18 protein-coding genes are annotated in these 17,382 nt (G+C 62.7%); 8 read left to right on the forward strand and 10 right to left on the reverse strand.

What is annotated here, in order from left to right; translation table 11 throughout:
* Window positions 1–82: 82 nt before the first annotated feature.
* Window positions 83–454 carry a hypothetical protein gene (locus tag F561_RS0105745; RefSeq protein WP_019008998.1) on the forward strand — a complete coding sequence of 124 codons (372 nt, stop codon included), beginning with the start codon at window positions 83–85 and terminating at the stop codon, window positions 452–454.
* 397 nt (window positions 455–851) lie between these two features.
* Here the strand turns inward: F561_RS0105745 and F561_RS0105755 are convergent, their stop codons facing one another.
* Together F561_RS0105755 and dnaG are read right to left on the reverse strand one after the other, a co-directional pair.
* Window positions 852–1,814, reverse strand: a complete 963-nt coding sequence (locus tag F561_RS0105755) for a hypothetical protein (RefSeq protein WP_157451597.1) — start codon at window positions 1,812–1,814, stop codon at window positions 852–854.
* Window positions 1,815–1,872: 58 nt separating this feature from the next.
* Entirely contained in the window at window positions 1,873–3,663 is a 1,791-nt protein-coding gene (dnaG, locus tag F561_RS0105760) for a DNA primase (protein ID WP_019009000.1), read from the reverse strand.
* Window positions 3,664–3,936: 273 nt separating this feature from the next.
* Here dnaG and F561_RS0105765 point away from each other — a divergent pair, with 273 nt between their 5' ends.
* Together F561_RS0105765 and F561_RS0105770 are read left to right on the forward strand one after the other, a co-directional pair.
* Window positions 3,937–4,251, forward strand: a complete 315-nt coding sequence (locus tag F561_RS0105765; RefSeq protein WP_019009001.1) for a cupin domain-containing protein — start codon at window positions 3,937–3,939, stop codon at window positions 4,249–4,251.
* Between the two features lie 75 nt (window positions 4,252–4,326).
* Complete coding sequence (locus tag F561_RS0105770; RefSeq protein ID WP_019009002.1) at window positions 4,327–4,755, forward strand: hypothetical protein; 429 nt, start codon at window positions 4,327–4,329, stop codon at window positions 4,753–4,755.
* A gap of 118 nt (window positions 4,756–4,873) precedes the next feature.
* On the opposite strand, the gene F561_RS24885 is transcribed toward F561_RS0105770, so the two are convergent.
* From F561_RS24885 to gcvT, 4 genes are all read right to left on the reverse strand, one after another.
* On the reverse strand, window positions 4,874–5,296 hold the full coding sequence (locus F561_RS24885; RefSeq protein WP_019009003.1) for a hypothetical protein: 423 nt from the start codon (window positions 5,294–5,296) through the stop codon (window positions 4,874–4,876).
* Between the two features lie 150 nt (window positions 5,297–5,446).
* A complete protein-coding gene (gene gcvP, locus F561_RS0105780) occupies window positions 5,447–8,338 on the reverse strand; it encodes an aminomethyl-transferring glycine dehydrogenase (protein ID WP_019009004.1) in 2,892 nt (963 codons plus the stop codon).
* 144 nt (window positions 8,339–8,482) lie between these two features.
* Window positions 8,483–8,845, reverse strand: coding sequence for a glycine cleavage system protein GcvH (gene gcvH, locus F561_RS0105785; RefSeq protein WP_019009005.1), 363 nt, complete (start codon window positions 8,843–8,845; stop codon window positions 8,483–8,485).
* A 75-nt stretch (window positions 8,846–8,920) separates the two neighbouring features.
* On the reverse strand, window positions 8,921–9,994 hold the full coding sequence (gene gcvT, locus F561_RS0105790; protein WP_019009006.1) for a glycine cleavage system aminomethyltransferase GcvT: 1,074 nt from the start codon (window positions 9,992–9,994) through the stop codon (window positions 8,921–8,923).
* 157 nt (window positions 9,995–10,151) lie between these two features.
* Between gcvT and F561_RS0105795 the strand changes: the two genes are divergently transcribed.
* Window positions 10,152–11,111: a coiled-coil domain-containing protein gene (locus tag F561_RS0105795; RefSeq protein ID WP_019009007.1), complete on the forward strand. Its 960-nt coding sequence runs from the start codon at window positions 10,152–10,154 to the stop codon at window positions 11,109–11,111.
* A gap of 74 nt (window positions 11,112–11,185) precedes the next feature.
* Entirely contained in the window at window positions 11,186–12,289 is a 1,104-nt protein-coding gene (locus F561_RS0105800) for a coiled-coil domain-containing protein (protein WP_019009008.1), read from the forward strand.
* A gap of 150 nt (window positions 12,290–12,439) precedes the next feature.
* Here the strand turns inward: F561_RS0105800 and F561_RS0105805 are convergent, their stop codons facing one another.
* The 4 genes from F561_RS0105805 to hisF all read right to left on the reverse strand — a co-directional run bounded on the left by F561_RS0105805 (window position 12,440) and on the right by hisF (window position 15,548).
* A complete protein-coding gene (locus F561_RS0105805; protein ID WP_026298627.1) occupies window positions 12,440–12,985 on the reverse strand; it encodes a 5-formyltetrahydrofolate cyclo-ligase in 546 nt (181 codons plus the stop codon).
* Between the two features lie 84 nt (window positions 12,986–13,069).
* Window positions 13,070–13,915 carry a DUF4394 domain-containing protein gene (locus F561_RS0105810; protein WP_019009010.1) on the reverse strand — a complete coding sequence of 282 codons (846 nt, stop codon included), beginning with the start codon at window positions 13,913–13,915 and terminating at the stop codon, window positions 13,070–13,072.
* 140 nt (window positions 13,916–14,055) lie between these two features.
* Window positions 14,056–14,739, reverse strand: coding sequence for a bifunctional phosphoribosyl-AMP cyclohydrolase/phosphoribosyl-ATP diphosphatase HisIE (hisIE, locus tag F561_RS0105815; protein ID WP_019009011.1), 684 nt, complete (start codon window positions 14,737–14,739; stop codon window positions 14,056–14,058).
* Window positions 14,736–15,548 (reverse strand): imidazole glycerol phosphate synthase subunit HisF, encoded by an 813-nt coding sequence (gene hisF, locus F561_RS0105820; protein ID WP_019009012.1) that lies wholly within the window; start codon window positions 15,546–15,548, stop codon window positions 14,736–14,738. The genes hisIE and hisF overlap by 4 nt, the downstream gene beginning before the upstream one ends.
* A gap of 331 nt (window positions 15,549–15,879) precedes the next feature.
* Here hisF and F561_RS0105825 point away from each other — a divergent pair, with 331 nt between their 5' ends.
* The 3 genes from F561_RS0105825 to F561_RS0105835 all read left to right on the forward strand — a co-directional run bounded on the left by F561_RS0105825 (window position 15,880) and on the right by F561_RS0105835 (window position 17,376).
* A complete protein-coding gene (locus F561_RS0105825; protein WP_157451598.1) occupies window positions 15,880–16,317 on the forward strand; it encodes a response regulator in 438 nt (145 codons plus the stop codon).
* 79 nt (window positions 16,318–16,396) lie between these two features.
* Window positions 16,397–16,942: a hypothetical protein gene (locus F561_RS0105830; protein ID WP_019009014.1), complete on the forward strand. Its 546-nt coding sequence runs from the start codon at window positions 16,397–16,399 to the stop codon at window positions 16,940–16,942.
* Window positions 16,939–17,376 (forward strand): DinB family protein, encoded by a 438-nt coding sequence (locus F561_RS0105835; RefSeq protein WP_019009015.1) that lies wholly within the window; start codon window positions 16,939–16,941, stop codon window positions 17,374–17,376. The genes F561_RS0105830 and F561_RS0105835 overlap by 4 nt, the downstream gene beginning before the upstream one ends.
* Window positions 17,377–17,382: the final 6 nt, after the last annotated feature.

The following is a 17,382-nucleotide window of genomic DNA, read 5'->3' on the forward strand; positions in this document are numbered from 1 at the left end:
CGCCGCGTCATTCACTGACGCTGACAATTCGCCTTCTTCCGGCCCTGCCTTCTTGGTGGGGCCGCGCCCTTGGAGTGTGCCTATGTTGAACGCTCAGCTTTTGTCTACCCTTCTTGCCCTCGGGAGCGCCACCCGCACCGGAGCCGCCCTCAGCCCTGACCTGGTCAAGCCCTGGCTTGATAAGCACCTCGGCAACCTGATCAGCAAGGCGCAGGCCCTGCGCGACGGCGCGACCTGGACGGAAGTCGGTGCGCTCCTGGAAGCGGCAGTACAGGCCGTGCAGGAACTCAAGCCCGTCCTGGCCGGAACCGCCCGCGCCCAGTTCGTGCTGGCTGTCGTGCAGGCCCTGGTCCGTGAGTTTGCGCCGCCTTCTGCGACCTGGCTGATGCCCTTGCTGGACAGCCCCTTCACGACCATGCTGATCGAGATGGCCTTCAAGCGTCTCTTCCCCTAAATAGCGGACAACTCAGGCGAAACGCCCTCACCTGCGCTAATGCGTGGGCGAGGGCTTTTTCTATTGGCCTATGGCACTTTGTGGAATGCCAGCCCACAAGTTATCCACAATTGGGACATAGAGCTGTGGATAACTCTGGCGTGCGTAATTCGTGCGTAATAGGTGAAGCCCTCAAATGTTTTCTGATGTCTCCAAATGTCACAACCCAATCAGAAATATGCTGTCTGAGACGATGCTCACGCCTCCGCTTGTTCTTGGGTGTCTCTGTATGTTTGCGGCTGTGACCCGCTTCACACGCGAGAGGTCGTAGGTTCAAGTCCTATACCGCCCACCAACAAGACAGGTTCAAGCAAGCAGTCCCACCTTTGCGGGTGGGATTTTTGCTGTTCGGCGCGGCTCACTTGACCGTGATAGGCAGTTCCAGCACCACATCCGCCGGACGGACGACAAGGGTCGTTGCTTCATTCCCGTCGCCGCTCTGAAACAGCTCGAAGGCTGCCCGGATGAGGTAGCGGCCTTGTGGAACAGCCTCACCTTCGGGTGTCCGTACATTCCATAGTTCAGACGCCAAAGCCAGGGTTTCGCCGGGCTTGAGGTCGATCAGGTGACCCACCATGTTGCAGAGTTCAACGGCTGGGCTGGGCCGCACCACTTCTCCTGTCTCTAGCCGCACCACTTCAAAACTGAAATCGCAAGACCCATGTAAAAATTTCAGGCGCTCGCGGCCCGTATTGGTGAGGTCAAGACTGATCTGGACGGCTTTGTCCCGCAACTCGGCGTTCAATACGGCGCGGTGGGGGTGCGGCAAGGTATCTGCGGGCGGCAATACTTGGGGCGGCAGCGAGGTAAACACGACGATGCCTGCCGGAAGCCGCCGCGCGACGAAAGCCTGCGCCCCGGCTTCCAGCACAGGCAACGCCAACCGGACCTCCACACGGTTGAGCTTCTGGTTAATTCCCAAGCCTGTCCATCCCCGGACGCCTTGAACAACTTCCTTGGACTCCAACAGCTGCGCGGCATTGAATTGCCCGCGCACAAATCTGACCTGTTGCGGGCTGAATCCGTTGCGGCGCAACTGCTCGCCCTGTTGGGCAAACAGGGTCTTTACCGCGGTCTGCCGGGCCGTCTCATCGTCCAGAGTGGTCACGATATAGAGCAACTTGTCTTGGGTGTAGTAGCCCCCAAAAGCGGGCGCGAGGCGGGCGATGGCTGCGTTCTGCTCGTCAAAGTTCTGATAGGAGCCGTCCTGATAGGAGACGGACTGCTGCAACGGCGTTGACGACGAAGGGGGCGAACCTTGCCCGCCTGCTGAAGCGAGGCAAAAGCTGGCGCACAACATCAGGCCGCGAAACGGGGTCATGGCGTTCAGTATGTGGGGCTTGGACTGACGCCCTGTGAGAACGCTGCCCCCCTTCCCTCTAGGCCGAACCCCGCCGTGCCCGCTTCTCGGCTTCTATGGCCCGCTGCAACTCCCCGATCTGGCGCAGCAGGGCCAACTGCTCGGCGGCGGCAGCGTCGGCCACCTGACGCTTGAGCAGGTCTACCTCGGCCCGCATGGAGTCGATGCTCATGCTGACCTGAATGTCGTCCACAGCGGCGGCGGCGTACCCGTGAACCTTCTGTTCGTACATCTGGTTGGTATCGCGAGAAATGGCTCCGGTGTCGCGGCCCTCGAACATCAGGCGAATCAGCAGTTGTTCTTCGGGCTGACCCCGGAAGATTTCGAGGATGGAATCGGCATTCGCGCCGCCCACGCCCTGCCCCAAAGCCGCCAGCATGACCTTACGAACCGATTCGTTGCGCCAGGGCGTGCTGCCGTCCAGCTTGGACAGCAAAGTGGGGTCGACCAGCAGTTGCCGCAGCAGCGACAATTCGCGGTCCTCCTCGCCCCGGTGGGCGCTCATACCTGCCATGTGGGTATCGGTCAGGCTGCGGCGCTTGGCCTTGGAACCGATCCATTCCAGCAGTGCTTCAGGCTTGATGCCCAGCGTGTGGCAGGCGATGGTACGCATCTGTTCCGCGCCCTCGTCCAGCGGATCGAGGTTCTGCATGCGGGGCAGCAGTTCCATCAGAATGCTGCGCTTGCCTGCGGTGGTGGATACGTCGTACTTTTCCAGCGCGGCCTGCACCCGGTAATGCACCTCATCCAGCCCGCCCCGCAGCGCTTCGCGGATGCCTGCCTCGTCTCCGGCCAGCAGCGCGTCGGCGGGGTCTTTGCCGCTGGGCACACTGGTGGCCCGCACCCGGAATTTGGCCCCCAACACCTGGTCCAGCCCCGACAGGGTGGCCTTGAGTCCGGCCTGATCCTGGTCGAACATCAGCGTCAGCTTCTGTGCGCCCAGCCGTTCCAGCAGGGTGGCGTGTTCGGCGGTCAGGGCCGTGCCGAGGCTGGCGACTGCGCCCGTCATGCCGTGCTGGTGCATGGTGATCACGTCCATGTACCCTTCCACCACGATCAGTTCCCCGCCCCCCGCCGTGCCCGAATTTGAAATCAGGCTTCTGGCCTTGTCCAGTCCGTACAGCAGCTCACCCTTTTTGAAGGCTTCGGTGTCGGGCGTGTTCAGGTACTTGGGTTTGCTGTCGTCCAGCACGCGCCCGCCGAAGCCCACCAGCCGCCCAAGATGGTCGCGGATCGGAAACATGACCCGGCCCCGGAAGCGGTCATAGATTCGGCCCGATTCCGGGTTTTCAGTGGTCAGGCCCGCCTCCAGCAGCAGGCGGTCGGTGATGCCCCGGCTTTTGGCCCGCTTGACCAGACCGTCCCAGCCCTCGGGCGCGTATCCAAGCTCGAAGGCCGCAATACTGGCGTCGGTCAGCCCGCGCCCCCGCAGATAGTCCAGCGCAGGCCCCGGCAGATGCTCCTGAAAATAGGCCAGCGCGAAGGCATTCACGTCGTACAGGTCACGGCTGGATTTCTCACCGTACTTGGCTTCCACCTGCACGCCCGCTTTTTCGGCCAGTTTCCGCAGAGAATCACCAAAGCTGAGGTTCTCGGTGCGCTGCACAAAACTGAAAATGTCGCCGCCCGCCTTGCAGCCGAAGCAGTAGTAGTAGCCCTGATCGGTATCGACCTGAAACGACGGGCTTTTTTCCTTGTGAAACGGACACAGCCCCTTCATGCGCCCTTTGCCCGCAGGCGTGAGGCTCACATATTCTCCGATGACCTCCGCGATATTTAGCCGCGAACGGACGTCTTCTTTGGTTCCCACGTTGTTGCCCCACCCCCCGGCGTTCCGTCTGTGCCTGTGCCGTCTTCAGGCAACATCATCAGAGCTAGAAGCGCAGTGTACGCCGCTGTTGGCTTTCTTGCAAATCCCGTCAGATTCAAAAAAACGTCGTCTGGAACGGTGTTTTTTGGAGGCGTGTTGCTGACTGCCGGACAGCTCGCGCTGGCATCGACATTCTCTGCCCGGCGGCCCAAAGCTCTGCCGTCCTGAAGCTTCTCCTCACCCCGGCAGGGCCGCAGCGGTGCAGTCTTAGGCATGACGAACCCAAGTTATAAGGTCAGCCGCAGCAGCACCACGCACGGCGAACATGGCGAGCACCACCTGATTCAGGGCCAAACCGGTCAGATGCGCCTGTGGCACCGCGAGGAACCCGACCCCGCCAAACCCGAAACGGTGAACGACTATGAAACCCTGGGCTACGTGATCGAGGGCCGCGCCGAACTGATCGTGAATGGGCAGACGATCGCGCTGGAGCCGGGGGATTCTTACTGCGTGCCCAGCGGGGCCAGCCACACCTACCGCATTACCGAAACGCTGACGGCGGTAGAGGTGATTACCCCCAATTCATAAGCCCGGCCCTGAAGCCAGTGTGATTTGAATCTCGCACACTTTGACCCCCGGCCCAGACGCTTAGACTGCGCCCAGATGCCCCTTGGCGACGCCCCCAACTACTCCACGCCACGTACGCTGGGCCTCGCGCTGGTCAGCATTCTGGGCTCACTGGGGCACTTTGCGCTGGGGGCGCTGGATTACGGGAATGTCAGCCGCTATCTGGGGTTGTGGGGCATGTTATTGGCGGGTCTGCTGCTGGTCTTCGGTATCCTGAGCCTGATCCGCTACGCCGAGGCGCACGACGCCATGACCGATCCGCACCCGCGCACACCCATGTATTCCACCCCGCACCAGAGCCTCACCTTTGCGATTGGCCTGAGCCTGAACGCGCTGTGTGCGCTGACCGCGTTGATTTGGGCCGCAAGTGGGCAGTTGGTGCCGTGGCATCTGGCTGCCGCCGCTGTGAATCTGTGGGCCGTGTGGCTGGCCTGGCAGGCCAAACCGGGCCGGTCAGAAGACTAGGTGGGTTGCAGTTCAGCTTGAGCTGAACCGAGCGGAGCGAGTAGCGAAGAGATTGCGTCGTGGGAATGGAGCTTGATCCAGTCGTCTGAGGCGAGACGAAATGTTAACTACGGCGTACTCAGGTCGCGCTCTCTGGGCTACGCAGAGCCAGAGGCTGCCTGGCGTCGTTCGCCTGCCGGGTCAGTTGATACGCCGTCCAGATATCCAGCGCCGTAATGCCCACAACAGCGGCGAGGGCAGCGGCAGCGTTGCCTCTCTTGGTGTTCTGCGGCCCCAACGCGAGGGCCAGCGTCGCAATATCCATCGCGTCGCCCGCCACCCGTGCCCACATCCACTGCGGCGTGGTCGTCTGCGTCAGGATCGCCGCACCTGCGGTCAGCTCGCGTACTCCGTACAGCCGCAGCAACGTCGTGTGCCGTTCCAGTCCCAAGGTGCGTCCCAAAGCGTCCGGTGCGGCGGCTTCCAGTGCCCCTAACCCAAGGCTGAAATACCCCAGAAAGTTGGCGGCGCGGTTGGCAGTATTCAGGGTACGTGGATGCATGCTTCAGGCTGCCGCCCCTACATGAGCCGCAGCCGGGAACCAGATTTGATTTGGCCGCTGCCGAGTTAGGGAAGGGCTGAACAAGAGTTAAGCAGAGTGAGAAGTGGGGCCGTTCATCATAGGACGGCTCCACTTTTTTACACCTTTGCCTTATTCGCTCGGTTGTAGTTCTGCATACTCGCTGATCGGCGGGCAGCTACACACGAAATTCCGGTCGCCGTACACGTTGTCCACGCGGTTCACGGCGGGCCAGTATTTCCAGTGCTTCTGCGCGGCGCTGGGGAAGGCCGCCACCTCGCGGCTGTAGGCGCGGTTCCAGTCGCCGGAAATCAGGTCGTCCTGCGTGTGCGGCGCGTGCCGAAGCGGGCTGTCTTCCACCCGGATCAGGCCGTCCTGCACTTCCTGAATCTCGCGGCGAATGCCCAGCATGGCGGCCACGAAGCGGTCCAGCTCGGCTTTCGGCTCGCTTTCGGTGGGTTCGATCATCAGGGTACCGGGCACGGGAAAGCTCATGGTGGGCGCGTGAAAGCCGTAATCCATCAGGCGCTTGGCGATGTCTTCCTCAGAAACGCCGCTCTCCTGCTTCAGCGGGCGAATATCCAGAATGCACTCGTGTGCCACGCGCCCGCCCTTGCCGTCGTGGTCGGGGCCGGTATACAGCACCGGATACGCGCCGCGCAGCTTGTGGGCGATGTAGTTGGCGTTCAGGATGGCAATTTCAGTCGAGCGCTTCAGGCCCGCCGCCCCCAGCAGGCGAATGTACAGGTACGAAATCGGCAGGATGCTGGCGCTGCCATACGGCGCGGCGCTCACGGCTCCGGTCTTGCTGTCCGAGGTGGCCCGCACGCTGTGATTGGGCAGATACGGCGCGAGGTGGGCCTTCACGCCGATTGGCCCCATGCCCGGCCCGCCGCCGCCGTGCGGAATGGCAAAGGTTTTGTGCAGGTTCAGGTGGCTCACGTCTGCGCCGATAAAACCGGGGCTGGTGAGGCCCACCTGAGCGTTCATGTTGGCTCCGTCCAGATACACCTGCCCGCCGTGCGCGTGGATCAGTTCGCAGACCTCACGCACGTTTTCCTCGAAGACGCCGTGCGTACTGGGGTAGGTAATCATGAGTGCGCCGAGGTTATCGCTGTGCTGCTCGGCCTTGGCTTTCAGATCGTCGAAGTCGATATTGCCGTTCTCGTCGGTCTTGACCACCACCACGCTCATGCCCATCATGGCGGCGCTGGCGGGGTTGGTGCCGTGGGCGCTGGCCGGAATCAGGCAGACCGTGCGGTGGGTGTCGCCGCGTGCCTCGTGGTACTTGCGAATGGTCAGCAGGCCCGCGTACTCGCCCTGTGCCCCGCTGTTGGGCTGCAGACTCACGGCGTCATACCCGGTCACGTTGGCCAGCCACGCTTCCAGCTCTGCCAGCAGGTGCGCGTAGCCCTCGGTCTGGTCGGCGGGCGCGAACGGGTGGATGCCGCCAAATTCAGGCCACGTCACCGGGATCATTTCGGTGGTCGCGTTCAGCTTCATGGTGCAGCTTCCCAGCGGAATCATGCCGTGTGTCAGGCTGTAATCCCTGTTCTCTAGCTGCTTGAGATAGCGCAACATGCCGTGTTCGGAGTGGTGCGCCGAGAAGGTCGGATGCGTCAGGTAAGGCGTGCTGCGCTGGAGGTTGGCGGGAATGCCAGCCACCGCGCCCGCTTCCAGCGCCGTCAGGTCTGCCGCCTGTCCGGTGATGACTTCGATGATGTCGGCAAGATCGGCCAGCGTCACCGTTTCATCCAGCGTCACGCCCACCTTGCCAGCGTCAAAGCGGAAGTTGATGCCCTTCGCCTCGGCCCGCGCCCGGATATCGGCTTCACTGGCGTCAAAGCTCAGCGTGTCGAAGAAGCTGGACTGAGGATTCAGCCCCGCGCCTTGCAGCGCCTTTGCCAGCATGCCCGTCATCAGATGCACGCGCTCGGCAATCGTCTTGATGCCTTCCGGGCCGTGCCACACGGCGTAGGCGGCGGCCATATTCGCCAGCAGCGCCTGTGCGGTGCAGATATTGGACGTGGCCTTCTCGCGCCGGATGTGCTGTTCGCGGGTCTGCATCGCCATTCTCAGGGCGGTTTTGCCCTTGCTGTCCTTGCTGACACCGATGACGCGCCCCGGCATGCTGCGCTGGTACGCGCTGCGGCAGGCCAGAAACGCCGCGTGGGGGCCGCCGAAGCCCATCGGCACGCCAAAGCGCTGCGAGTTGCCGATCACGATGTCTGCGCCCTGCTCGCCCGGAGGTGTGACCAATGCACACGCCAGCAGATCGGTGGCGACGATCAGCGCCGCCTGCTGGGCATGCACGCGCTCTGCGATGGGGGAGAGGTCGTGCAGGTCGCCGTAGGTGCCGGGGGTCTGGATCAGGGCGGCAAAGGTGCCTTCGGGCAGTTCGGCGTCTGCCGCACCCGTTTTCACCTCATAGCCGAAGAACTCGGCCCGCGTGCGAATCACGTCCAGCGTCTGCGGGTGTACGTCGTCGGCCACATAGAACACGTTGCCTTTGGCTTTGGCGGTGCGCTTGGCGAGGGTCATGGCCTCAGCAGCGGCGGTGGCCTCGTCCAGCAGGCTGGCATTTGCCACCTCCATGCCCGTCAAGTCCATCACCATCTGCTGAAAATTCAGCAGCATTTCCAGCCGCCCCTGCGAAATCTCGGCCTGATACGGCGTGTAGGCGGTGTACCAGCCGGGGTTTTCCAGAATGTTGCGCAGCACCACGGGCGGCGTATGCGTGCCGCTGTAGCCCATGCCGATATAGCTGCGGAAGACCTTATTTTTGGCCGCCACCGCCTTCAGGTCGGCAATGGCCTGCGCTTCCGTCACCGGGCCGCCCACCGTCATCTCGTCCGGGCGCACAATTGCGGCGGGAACCACCGTGCCGATAAAGGCACCGAGGCTGTCGTAGCCCAGCTCGTTCAGCATCGTGGCCTGCTCGCCCTCGCTGGGGCCGATGTGGCGGCGGGTGAAATCGTCGGTTTGCAGGAGTTCGCTGAGTGGACGGGATGGGGATGGGCGCATGGGTGGCTCCTGTGGGGTCTGGGAAAAGAAGTTCGGGACGGGCAGGGCGGAAAGGTACAGGCCAGGACGGAGGGCAACCGAGCTGCCCCGCTGGTCTTTCAGGCCGTTCTCGGACCCTCAGACCCTAGACCCTCAGACCGTTCCTCAGTTGTTGGCGGCGGCGTACTCTTCGGCGCTCGTCAGCTCGGTGCTTTCTTCGGTCACGTCCATCTTGAACAGCCAGCCGTCTTCGTAGGGGCTGCTGTTGACGAGTTCGGGGCCGCCGCTGAGGGCGTCGTTCACGGCGGTGATGGTTCCGGTGGCGGGCGCATAGATGTCAGAGGCAGTCTTCACGCTCTCCACGACGGCCACGGTTTCGCCTGCGGTCACGATGCGGCCCACTTCAGGGAGTTCCACGTAGACCACGTCGCCCAACTGATCCTGTGCAAAGTCGGAGATGCCTACTGTGCCGTCTTCAGACAGCCACTCGTGCGAAGGCGCGTATTTCAATTCACTGGGGGTTTGCATGGTTCATTCTCCCTAATTCTGGGTGGGGCTGTGTGGGATCGGCTATGGCGATGTGCAGAAATCTTCAGGTGGTGTTCAGGCCCGCTTGTAAAACGGCAAAGCGACGCGACGCGCCGGGTGCAGCTTGCCGCGCACTTCCACGTCGTAGGCGTCGGCGTCTCCGGCCTCGGCATTCACGAGTGCCATGGCTATCGGGTGGCCCAACGTGGGGCTGGACGTGCCGCTGGTCACGTGGCCGACCACCGCGCCGCCGAGCTGTACCGGGTAGCCCTCGCGCACGGGCACCTTATCGAGCGCCAGCCCGATCAGTTTCTGTTTGGGCGCGGTCTGAATGTGCTGTGCGCCGAGGTGGGCCGTATTTTTGACCACCCAGGTGTAGGTGCTGCTCAGAGGGTGGATATGGTCTGCAAACTCGTGGCCGTACAGCGGAAAGCCCGCTTCCAGCCGCAGCGTATCGCGTGCGCCGAGGCCCGCTGGCGTCAGGCCGATCGCCAGCAGTTTGTCCCAGACCGTTTCGGCCTCGGCAGCGTCGGTAAAGACCTCGAAGCCGTCCTCGCCCGTGTAGCCGGTGCGGGCCAGCCAGACATCGAAACCGAACAGTTTGGTGGCAAAGAAGGCATTCTTCTTTTGCAGGCTCAGGTCCACGCTGCTGTGGGGTTGCAGCGTGGCCTCAGCCTGCGGCCCCTGCACCGCCAGCAGGCCCCAGCGGTCTGATTCGTCGGTCAGGGTGACGTCAAAGCCCGCCGCGTGCTGTTGCAGGTGTGCCCAATCCTTTTCGATGTTGGAGGCATTGACCACCAGAAAGAATTCCTCTTCGGCCACGCGGTACACGTAGATATCGTCCACGAGGCCGCCCGTATCGTTGGGGAGCCAGTTGTAGGCGGCGCGTCCGGGCTTCAGCTTGGCTACGTCGTTGGTGGTCACGCGGTTCAGAAAACGGGCGGCATCTGGCCCCGTGATTCGGAACTCGCCCATGTGCGAAACGTCGAACACGCCAGCCCCGGTTCTGATGGCGTCGTGCTCGGCCTTGACGCCGCTGTACTGCACGGGCATGTCCCAGCCCCCAAAGGGCACCATGCGGGCACCGGCACGCAGATGGGCGGCGTGCAGCGGGGTGCGCTTCAGCGTCTGTTCGGAGGTTGGGGTCACGGGTCAACTGTAGCGAACGGGGGGCAGGAGCGTCCGGGTGGTACGGACGGGTTTCTAAATGTTCTCCCGTTCAGATATGTTATACAACGCGTACATTGTGGCCTTGATCTCAAACTATATTTAGGATATAACATAATTGAGCACCAAAAGGAGTGTCGTGACTAAAAATTCTTCCAGTGAATTCCAGCGCATTGCCGAGCAATACCGTGCCCAATCGGGTCTGCTGACCCGCACGCAGGAGGCCGAACGCCAGAAGGATCTGCTGCGGGTGCAGAAATCCACTGAGCTGACGACCAGTGGAATCGTGGGCACCCTGGCCGACTTGCAGATTGAATTTAACGCCACGCTGCACGGCCTGATCGGCAAACTGGATCAGGAATACGAGCGGCTGGAAGATGTGCGCCGCGCCAAAGTGGTGCAGGGCGAGTATCTGAACGAACTGTCTCAGATTCGGGTGGTGGCCGACGCCCTGTATATGCAGCGCGTGGAACATCTTGAACGGATGGCGGCCCTGGCCCGCGACGCCCAGCAGGCTGCCGACGCCCTGGCCCGTGAACAGGCCGAGCAGGGCAAGGCGTGGGAGGAACAGCGCCAGAATTCTCTGCGGAGCAGCGCCGCGCGTGAAGCGGAACGGGCTGCCATGCAGCTTCAGGAGAGCGCCGACTACAGCTACGAGCAAACCCGTGAACGCCAGATCGAGCAGGATGAACTGAAACGCGACATCCGCAACTTTGAGCGCGATCAGGCCGAAGACCGCCGCCTGCGCGAAAAAGACTGGGCCGAGCGGGAAGCGGCGCTCCGGGCACAGCAAACGCAGTTGGAAGAACAGAAGGCCAGACTGGCGGCCTTTCCTGCCGAACTGGCCGAACTGGTCGCCAAAACCCGCGCCGAGGCCATCGAGGAAGTCAGCCGGGAAGCCAAGGTCAAGGCCGAGCTGATGGACAGAGATTGGGAAGGCCAGAAGAGGGTCTATGAATACCGGATCACGGCGCTGGACGACACCCTCAACCGTCAGACGGGGCAGATTCAGTCGCTGACCGAGCAACTGCAGGACGTGATGAAACAGGCCCAGGATCTCGCGCTGCATGCGGTGACTTCCTATTCCCAGAAAGCCTGATTTCCGGCCTGATTGCCAGAAAGTCTGAGCGAGCCAAAGCCATTCCCCTCTTTGCCTGACCCGAGGACGTGCCCATGACCCTGAAAAAACTGAGCGACAAGAACACCAAAACCGAATTGCTGAGCGGCTACGAAGAGCTGCTGGCAACCGTGACCAAGTTGCAGGCCGACCAGAAGGCGGCGTTGGCCGAAAACCAGAAGCTGGCCCGTCAGGTGGCTGCCAGCCAGCACAGCACCCCTGCGGGCAGCGCGGTTGCGCCTGTGTCCAGTCCTGTTGCTGCTGCCGCTGCCACCCGCGACGGCAATACCTTGCAGGCCCTGGAAACGGTGCAGCAAAATCTGGGAGCCACAGCCAGCCAGCTTTCCGAATGGCTGACGCACGAGGCCGAAGCCCTGGCCGCCATTCAGGAGCGCGTGACGGCAGAACTGGCCGACCTGAAAAACCTGTATGACCTTCAACCCAAAGACGGCCTGCTGGGAGAACTGATCGAGAGCCACGAGGCGCAGGCCCGCCAGTTTCTGGCCGATACCGAGACCGAGCGTGAGGCCCTCCAGCTCAGCCGCCGCACCGCGCAGGAAGCGTGGGCACTGGAACAGCAGGCGCAGCGCAAGGCCCTCAGAGACAGTACCGAAGCCTTTAACCGGGAGTTCGAGCGCAAGTCGGAAGAAGACCAGTACGCGCTGGAGTTGACCCGGCAACTGGACAGCGAGGAGTACGAAAACCAGACGCGAGAGCAGCGCCAGGCCCTGCAAGATCGCCGCGAAAGCGCCGCCAAAGCCTTTGCCGAAACCGAAAAAGCCCTGGCCGAACGCGAGCGCGACGCTGCCGAGACTGCGGGCAAATTTGCCCTGCTGGATCAGGAAAAGGAAGCAGCCCTCAAAAAAGCCAAGGATGAAGGCCGGGGCATTGCCAGCTATACCGCCAAAACCCGCGCCGACATTCAGGCCAAAGATATAGAAGGCCAGCGTCAGGGCTTTGACCTGCGTATAGAGTCGCTGAACAGCAATATTGCCGATCAGCAGGTCCGCATTCAGAGCCTGACCCAACAACTGGAAGCCGCCAGCCGTCAGGTTCAGGACCTTGCGGTAAAAGCCATCGAGGGTGCGTCGGGAGCCAATTCATCGCAGGTTCTGCGCGAAATTGCTCTGGAGCAGGCCAAGCAGACCAAAAAATACTGAGCGGAAGCCCTGATGACGGTCTTCTGCCAGTGGTCAGTGGGAAAAGCGTGGTGGCTGTGAACAGCAGTCGGTGTGGTGGTGCGGCAACTTCTGAAACGCATTCCTGACGAACAGCCCTGATCTGGGTTCCATATGATCGAGGTTCTACCGTTACTGAATGGCCTGCACGCCTGTTTCACTTGCCAGCCACTGCGCCCGGATGTCATGGGCTTCGGTGGGTAGCTCCGGCACGATCAGGTCTGACCAGATCACCCCTATGGTCAGGCCCGCAAATCCGGGCAACAGGCGGTCATAAAAGCCGCCGCCGTAGCCGAGGCGCACGCCCCGCTCATCGAAGGCCAGCGCGGGCAGAAGCACAGCATCCACGCTCTCCAGCGGGATACGCGGCGCATCTGCGGGCGGCTCCAGCGCCCCAAAGCGGCTGAGTTCGGTGGCGGTGTCCCAGGCGTGCAGGGTCAGGTGCGGGTGCGGCTTCCAGCGGGCGCGGGTGGTCAGCAACTCGAACTGGGCCGCCAGCCCCGATACGTCCGGCTCGCCCGGCAGGGCACGGTAGGCCAGCACCCGCCTCGTCCCCTGCGCGTGCAACAGGGCCGCCAGATGAACTGTCAGGGCCTCCGATCTATCGGGCAACCCCGCCCGTATGTCCCGTGCCCACGCTCGCCAGTTGCTCTTGAGGGCAGTCGGAAGGGGCCGCATCGGACAGAGTATGCAATGAGATTGCAGCCAAACAGAGCAGGCCCAGATAGATGCTGGGCCTGCTCTGTTTGGTCTGGTTGGTCTTTACTTGGAGAGAGGAGTGGACTTGCTGGGCAGGGTCACAGCAAATGTCTTCAGGCTGCCCGTGAAAGTGGCGGTCTGGGTGGTAGCTCCGGTCAGCAGATTGACGGTGTAGAGGGCCGTCGTGGTGCCGGTGCTGGTGCTGAGGTAGGCCTCGTTCTGCCCCACGATGTCGAATCCGGTTGCACCGTTGGGGGCATCGATGTTCAGGTTCCCGACCGTGTTCAGGGTGCTGAAGGCCGGGCCAACCGTATGCATCACCAGCGTATCGGTGCCTGCGTCGATGGAATACAAGGCTGTTTCGGTTGCAGCGGGCGTCACTCCGGCAAATGAGTTGGTGTAGGCGGCGGCGGTCAGCGTGGGGTTGGTTCCGGTTTTCACGTCCGTACCCGTGTACACCAACTTACCGTCCGGGGTCACCAGACCCGTTGCGGGGGTGATCCGGAAGTTGTCGTCGGCGGTGCTGAACACGCGCAGGCGGCCCGCAGCAGGGTTGAAGTCCATGGCGGCGGGGGTGGCAAGTGCGCCCATGCTGTCCTTGCTCAGTGCGCCTGTGGCCGGGTCTACCTTGTACAGCGTGCCGTTGCTCGACAGAGCGTACAGGGCGCTGTCCTTGTTCCAGAAGTCCAGATCCACCAGCGTTTCGCCCGCGCCCAGGCCCGTAAAGGCGCGGGTGCTGTAGCTTGCGCCCGCATTGTCGAGGCCGAACTGGGCCAGTTGCCCGGAGGCATCGATGCCGTAAGCCACTCGCCCGGTAGGGGCCTGGGGAACGGGCGTGGAGTTACATGCGGCCAGGGCAACAGAAGAGACGGCGGCGAGCAGGGCAAAGCGGGTCAGTGTTTTGTTCATGGGTGGAACCTCCGGGTCGGGCTTCAACTGTTTATAAGCAAAAGCCGCCACTCTGGATCACGTGGCGGTTTTGGTCTCTGCTTTAGGTTGTTCTCATCCCCGGAGTCAGGAGGCCAGAGGCCGGAAACCACGTTTCTAGCTCAGCCGATTTCCTTCGGCCCCTTGAGCCCCGTTTTGCCCTCACGCGCCTGCAATACGGCGGCCACATCTGCAGGCCCGACGCCCACCTCAGCCATGGCAAACAGCGTATGAAACAGCAGGTCGGCAACCTCGGTGGCCAGTTCGGCGCGGTCACCGTTTTTGGCCGCCAGCAGCACTTCGCCGCTCTCCTCACTAATTTTTTTCAGCACCCGGTCAAGCCCTCCGGCGTGCAGTCGGGCCACATAACTGGTTTCCGGCAGGGTGGCGAGGCGTTCGGTGATGGTGGCGTACACGCGTTCCAGTGTGCTGTCCAGGCCATTCTCGCTGGCTGCTGCCTGAGGCTGATCCTCCAGCATGGAGCGGTAAAAGCAGCTGTATTCCCCGGTGTGGCAGGCTGCCCCGGTCTGTTCTACGCGGTACAGCACGCTGTCTCCGTCGCAGTCCAGGCGCACGTCCACGATTCGCTGGGTGTGGCCGCTGGTGGCTCCCTTGATCCACTGCTCTGCCCGCGAGCGACTGAAATAGGTGGCCTCGCGGGTGGCGAGGGTGCGCTCTACGGCGGCCCGGTCTGCGTAGGCCTGCATCAGCACTGCGCCTGTGCGGGCATCCTGGGTTACCACCGGAATCAGTCCATCGGGGCCAAAGTTCAGAGTGCTCAGGTCGGTGGGGGCGGGAGGGTTCATGCCGTGTAGCCTCGCACATCCGAGTCGTGCCAATCGGGGCGCACCGCTATTCCTTCGGCCTGAAGGTAGGCTTTGACCTGCGGAACGGTCAGTTCTCCAAAGTGAAAGACGCTGGCGGCCAGGGCGGCGTCGGCATTCCCGCCCTCGTCACCGCCGCGCAGCACATCGCGGAAGTCGGTCAGTTGCCCGGCCCCACCCGACGCGATCACGGGCAGATCGACGGCGCGGGCCACGGCGCGGGTGGCGTCCAGCGCAAAGCCAGCGCGAGTACCGTCGGCGTCCATGATGTTCAGACACAGTTCGCCTGCGCCCAGCGACTGCCCCCGCACCGCCCACTCGATCAGGTCGAGTCCGGTATCCACGCGCCCGCCGCCCACATGCACCGTCCATCCCTCCCCGCTGGCGCGGCGTTTGGCATCGATGCTCAGCATCACGCACTGCGCCCCGTGATGGTCGCTGGCCTCGCGGATCAGGTCTGGGCGCTTCACGGCCCCGCTGTTCACGCTGATCTTGTCTGCGCCTGCCATCAGCAGTTGCCGGAAATCCGACAGGTGATTCACGCCGCCGCCCACCGTCAGGGGCATCATCACCTGTTCGGCCACCTGCGCGGCCACGTCCAGCATCAGGCTGCGTCCCTCATGCGTGGCCGTGATGTCGTAAAACACCAGTTCATCGGCCTGCTGCGCCTCGTAAGCCTGCGCCAACAGCAGCGGATCTCCGGCATCCCGGTGGTTTTCAAAAAACCGGACGTTCTTGACCACACGCCCGTTTTGTACGTCGAGGCAGGGAATGATGCGCTTGGTTAACACCTCTTCAGTGTAGGGCGCTTGCGGTCACAGGAGGCGGCAGCCACGCGCAGATCCAGCTCAACCCACTGTTACGCCCAGAGTGCCAGGAGTCTGATGACGCTCCGGTCATATCCCAGTCAGGTTAATGAAGCACCCTCTATAGGGCGAGGAAGAATTTAGAAACCAAACCGATATTTGTGCTTTTTACACATAAATCTGATTAAATCTTGATACAATCTTCATTGTTTAGAGGTAGTTTGGAGGCCGTAGTTATACGGACACTGGATTCTCAGGACACGGGCATCACCGACATCATTCGAGAGGGCTGCAAAGCATGGAGAAGGGAGAAATTGTGGAACAACGCCGAATTCTGCTTGTCGACGACAATCCCAACGATGTGGAGTTGGCTCTGACGGTGCTGCGCGACAGCGGCAAAGATCAACGGGTGTTTCACAATGTGAGTGTGGCGGGCAGCGGTTCAGAGGCCATTGCCATGCTGAATGCCAGTGGGCCAACCAATCCTCTCCCTGACGTGATTCTGCTGGACCTGAAAATGCCCCAGATGGACGGACTTGCTGTGCTGGACGCCATTCGTGCCAGCGTCAGCACCCGCGATATTCCGGTCGTCATGCTGACCACCAGCGGCGAACCCCGCGACATCAGCGATTCCTATGCACATGGGGCCAGTGCCTACGTCATCAAACCGCTGGACTTCAGTCAATTTCGGGAGGCCATGACCACCATCATGGCCTTCTGGACACAACTGAACCGCCGCCCCACCCTGCGTTAAGGCTGGTGGCGCTGCCCTGAAGTGGCGGAATTGCGTCTCTGACACCCTGCCCACCTCCCACTTCACGTAGCATGGGCGCGTGAACGTGGCGCGGTGGGGATTATCGGTCATTGCAGGCTGTTCGGCGGCGCTGATCGCGTTTGGGGTCATCTATGTGCGGGGCGACCTCGGCGGCGTCATGCGCTTTCTGAAGGCGCGGCGCATCCTGCGCGAAACCATTGCCAGCGGTGCGGGCGCGGCAGAGGTCGCGGCGGCCAAAGCGCAGGCTCTGGCTGTGGCTCAGGGTTTTGCCGTGCCTGACGTGGCCGTGGGTCTGGTGCCCCTGGAACTGCTGATCGGCCTCCTGGTGGGCGTGCTGGTCTGGTGGCTGTTTGGCCGCCGCGTGGGACGGGCGCTGGATGGGCAGGAGCGCCCGGACGTGCAGGAACGCATGGTGTACCGCCTGGCGCACCGCAAGGGCGGACACTTCACGCTGGCTGACCTGAGTGCGGGCAGCCCGCTGACGCCCGCGCAGGCCCAGGCCGTGACCCGCCATATGGTCCAGACTGGACGCCTGCTGAACGAGAGCGACGGCGTGTTCCGCCTGACCGCCCACGCCCGGCCCGGAATGCGGCGGTCCCTATGACCCTCCCCGTGCCCCTGCTGTTCTCGCCGGATGCCCTCGCCACCTTGCTGGAAGAGGCCAACCAGCATCCCTGGGAAAGCGTGCGCTCGGTACTGGCGGAGGCAGACGGACAACCTCACCCCCGGATTGCGGCGCTGGCCTCGCACCTGAGCGCCACCAAGCGCCAGTACTGGACGCTGATTGCTGAGGCTGCCCGGAATGAAGGCAACAATGAAGATGCTGTACCGTTCCCCCCGGAAGACGCGGGGCTGACCCGCCTGATGGAGTGGGAAGTGGCCGCTGCCCGCGCTCTGCCCGAAGCGGTGTTGGCGCTGAACGTCACCCATTCCGGCACCCTCATGACGGTGTCCGAACTGCTGCGCTTGAATGCCCGTCACGCGGCCTGGCACGCTGGGCAGATTGCGGCTCTGGCCCGCCGCGAACGCTCTGCCTGACGTTCT

This window comes from Deinococcus aquatilis DSM 23025, from assembly GCF_000378445.1.
GTDB classification, from domain to species: Bacteria; Deinococcota; Deinococci; order Deinococcales; family Deinococcaceae; genus Deinococcus; species Deinococcus aquatilis.